Genomic DNA, 4859 nt, shown 5'->3' on the forward strand with positions numbered 1-4859 from the left:
GCGTTCACAAGGGAAAGAACTCGAAGCCCTTGAAGCCGATTATAACGGGCTAGAACAAGCTGTGGAAGAACGGACACGTTTAATCGACAAGGAAAAGCAAAAGATGCAACGTTTGAAGCAACAATATGGCGAAAATAGCGAAGAATATCGTCGCCAGGTGGCACGTGTACGTGACTTAGAAACATCCAATAATGAAGCACGACGCGCTATGAATCGTTTACAAGAAGAAATGGATGAAACACAGCAAAGTAGTAGTAAGCTACGTTCAGCATTTTCTAAGATAGGCGATAAAATTAGCGGTATGAGTGGGCCATTAATGGGATTATCTACAGCTGTTGCAGGTGTGGGGACAGCAATGGGGGCGCTCGCCATTGATATCTCTAATTCAGCAGCAGATATTGATACAAGACTTGCTACCTTAGTAAATGGTTCAGAAGAAAAATTAAAGAAAATGAAAAAGAATATCATGAATACCTATAAATCGGGGATTACAACTGATTTAGAGGAAACCACTAATATTGCTGCACGTACTGAGCAACGAGGAATTGCAGATAAAGATAAACAAAAAGCCATTGATTATGCCACCGTTATTTCGAAAAATAGCGACTTAGAAGGAAAAGAAGTTATTGATGTTATTTCGATGTTGCAAAAAAAGTTCAATCAAGATATTAGTACTGCAGGAGATTATGCACAACGTATTTCACAAACAGGCATTGAAGATTTTGACCAAGCAATGGAATATTTTGCACAATTACAAGATGGTGGAATGGGTGTAGAGGAAATCATTGCACGACTTGAAGGTGGAATGAAAACTGGTGGATGGAGTAGCGATAAAATTCTAGATTTGATGGCTGAAGGACAAAAGAAAGTAGTCAGTGATGGTGCTGATGCCTACAAAGAGTTTGGATTAGGTGCTGAATATGCGAAATTCCAAGCTGGTGAAATTGATTATAATGCCTTCATGATAGAAGCTAGTAAAAAAGCTGATAAGTTGCCCAAAAAAGATAAGAAAGCCTTTTGGGCTGCTATTTTTGGAACACAAGGCGAAGATATTGATTTACTCTCAATAGAGGGTATTTTTAATGCCAAAGCAAAAGATGGGAAAGCAAAAAAAGGACAGGCGGATGAACTTCTTAAGGATGAACAGGAAAAAGCGCTCACTCAGTTGATTAAGGCATATAATAATCTAAAAGCTGAATTGATGCCTTTAGGAACGACTTTAATGAATACAGGTGCAGCAATAGCTACTGGGCTTCTTCCTTATGTAAAACAATTGATTGATTGGTTCAATGGATTATCTGATACACAACAAAAAATCGCAATTGGTGCTGGTGTATTAGCAGTTGCGATGGGTCCTTTAACAATTGCTTTTAAAGTATTAGCTATGCCAATTAAACTCGCTTGGAGTGCTATTAAAGGTTTATTTAGTGGTTTGAAATTGCTTGTTTCTTTCTTGCCATCTATGAGCACCGTTATGAGTGGATTAGGAAAAGCTGTAGATATCGCCTATAAGCCAATTGTTTGGCTAGGTAATGGCTTATCGAAACTGTGGAATGTGCTTAAATTTATCGCACCATTTATTCGTACAGGATTAGTTACAGCATTTAGAGCTTTGCTTGGTCCAGTCGGTTTAGTCATCACAGCAGTTTCTTTACTTGTTGCCGGATTTAAATATGCGTATAAGCATTCCGAAACGTTCCGTAATTTCGTTAATAAGTTGCGTGACAGTTTATTAAATACGTGGAACAAACTGAAAGCAATGGGTGTTCGGGGCGTTGTAGCAGCGATGTGGAAATCGGTTAAAGGTGCATTTGCATCTGGCTATACCTTTGTGAAAACAAAAATCGAAGGCGCTAAAAATGCTATTTCAAACGCTTGGACAAATGCACGTAAATTAGCAGTCGCTAAGGTAACAGGTATGTGGACAAATACGAAAAACTTATTTTCGTCGGGCTACAATGCGGTGAAGTCACGTATGGCCAGTGTGAAAAATTCAGTGTCTAATGCTTGGACAAATACGAAAAAGGCAGCAACCGACAAAGTATCATCGATGTGGACGAGCACCAAGAACTCTTTCTCCAATGGCTACAATGCAGTAAAGAATCGTATGTCGAATGTAAAAACAGCGATGTCGAATTCATGGACGGCCATTAAGAAATTAACCGTCGAAAAGGTTACTAATATGATTGATCATGTGAAGAAAATGCCACAACGAATGGCAGATGCAATTGCCAAAGGTGCCGGTGCACTGAAAAATGGCGGCAAAAAAATGCTAAAAGGGTTAATCGGTGGCGTTGAGTGGGGTTTAAACAAAGTGGTTGGCGGTGTCAATAAAGTTATGGGCTGGGTTGGTGCTGATACCAAGTTGAAAGAAGTTAGCTTAACTAAGTATGCAAAAGGTACACCAAATGGTGGGCATGATGGCGGTTTAGCAATGGTCAACGATGCACCAGGTAGTAACTATCGTGAATTAGTAGCATTGCCGAATGGCCAAACGTTCGTACCAAAAGGACGAAATGTGGTCATGAACCTTCCACAAGGTGCGGAGGTATTACCCGGTCATAAGACGCGCGATTTAGCCAAACGTGGTGTCATTCCACAATATAAATCGGGTGTTGGTGATACATTATCTGGTCTGTGGTCATCCACAAAATCGGGTGCTTCAAAGTTATGGCAAGGCACGAAAGATGTGAGTTCTGCAGCATTTAACAAAGTAAAAGACTGGTCAACAGAAGTATGGGATTGGGTAACAAGCCCAGAAAAAGTGAAAGACCTTCTAATGAATGTGATTGGAAATGTCATTCCGGGTGAATTTTCTTCTGGTATGGTGCCATCTATGTTGAATGGCATGATGAAAAAAATGGTGGACCAAGCGAAAGATTTTGTCTTTAACATTGCCGATTCAATGGGCGGTGGAGCCGATTTTGGTTCATGGTCACCGTTTACAGGCGATTTTAATAAAATTAGTAACAAAATGGGCGTATATGATTATCTATATGATTTAGGTAAACAAATCGTAAATCAATTTAAATCGCAGTATCCTTCACTTTATATTTCAAACGGAAAACGAAAAGAATCGAAAACTAAAGCAGGTACTACATCGGACCATGTTTATGGACTTGGGTTGGATTTAGCGCGTGGTGGAATTAGTGATAATTCCTATTATCAAATGGCGAAATCGCTACAAGGACATCCTTATTTGAAATATGTAATCGGAAGTGACAAATGGAGCCAAAATGGTGGAGAGTTTAAAAAGTTCCCGTATGGCGGGCATATGAACCACCTTCATTTATCAGCAAAATCACCAGCTGAAGCAAAGGCAGCCAAAGGTAGTTTTGGTGCTGCAAGTAATGTTTCGGGTGGTGCAAAGGCATGGATTCCACAAATCAAGAAAGCCCACCAAGCAATTTATGGTCGGGCCATTTCAAAACAAGGATTAAATGAAGTGCTTGAACAAATCCAAACGGAGTCCGGTGGTAATGCAACGATTCGACAAGGGATTGTCGATGTAAATACGCATAATGGTTCGGGCGGTGCGAAAGGATTACTTCAATTCATTCAATCTACATTTGATAATTATAAATTAAAAGGGCATGGCAATATTTTTAGTGGCTATGACCAATTACTTGCCATGTTTAACATCAAAGAGTGGTATGCAGCTATCACGCGTGCTGGTAAAGGAAAAGGATGGAGTCCAAGAGGTCCACGCGTCAAACCATATGCCAACGGTGGCATTATCACAAAAGCGCATATGGGGCTTGTTGGTGAAGATGGACCAGAAGCCATTATTCCATTGGATAAAGCGAAAAAAGGACGTTCCATGCAATTACTTGCACAAGCTAGTCAGTATTTGAATGGGAATAAAGCAACCACTTCTACTGCTTCATCTGTGGAAGGTATCGTAGCAGCTATCATGGCGCAAGGTGCTGAAACATCTAAAAAATTAGATGCATTAATTGCTTTACTTGCATCGGGTACGACCATTCAAATTGACGGTAAAGAAATTGCGAATGTCGTGAACCGCATTAATCAAACGAATGAGCGCATGGCCAATCGTGCGAAAGGAGTGACAACATGATGATGACAGCAGAACCGTCCTTTACTTATGACGGTGAGTACATGAAAAATAGTGGTTATTTCTTAAATGATGCGCAGGTTTCTTCACCAGAGATTTCACCAGAAAACGTGAATGTACCTGGTCGAATTGGTCTTTTAAATATGGGCAATGATGTCGGGGCGCGCCAAATAACACTAGAAATCACGCTTAATTGTTCTTCACAAGAAGATTTTAATGAGAAGCGACTATATTTAGAGAACCTAATCATTTTACAAGAACCAGTAGAAAAGCCACTTATTTTAGATACAGATACCAAATGGACGTATTATGGTCAGTTCACTGCTCTTTCAGACTTTGAGTGGCTAAATGGCTATGACCATAAGGTGACGCTGACATTTAGTTGTTCAGATCCACTGAAATATGGCGAGCAATACGGTGTGCCAATCACTGATGGCTTGCTCACGATTACACCACATGGCCAACAAAAAACATCACCTATTTTCAGCGCCATTGCGACAGCCGACAATACCTGGTGTGGATTAAGTAGCTACGACCAGTATGTCTATGTAGGCGGTAAAATCGATGTCGAGAGTGGCGAAGAAGCCTTAGATGTATATATGCCAGTCCTACAAGATACAGCGCAAGATTTGAACTTGTGGCAACGTGTATCGAATGATTCGGTCACATGGGACGTAACGAGTGGAAATGTGGGCAAAGGGTCCGATTTCCAACAAAATGACGATGATATTAGTGTCAAAGAGTTTGGTGAAAATCAAGGCTCTAAAAATGAATGGTATGGCCC

The 4859-nt window shown here is 40.4% G+C and carries 2 protein-coding genes; both read left to right on the forward strand.

Annotated elements, in window-relative coordinates; genetic code table 11:
• Window positions 1-4078: hypothetical protein (locus KTHG_RS20445; RefSeq protein ID WP_186439702.1), on the forward strand; the 4078-nt coding region annotated here is incomplete at its 5' end.
• The coding region (locus KTHG_RS20450; RefSeq protein WP_139996305.1) for a distal tail protein Dit at window positions 4075-4859 on the forward strand (785 nt) is incomplete at its 3' end. The genes KTHG_RS20445 and KTHG_RS20450, both read left to right, overlap by 4 nt.

The sequence above is a fragment of the Kurthia sp. Dielmo genome (genome assembly GCF_000307285.2).
Lineage (GTDB): Bacteria > Bacillota > Bacilli > Bacillales_A > Planococcaceae > Kurthia > Kurthia populi.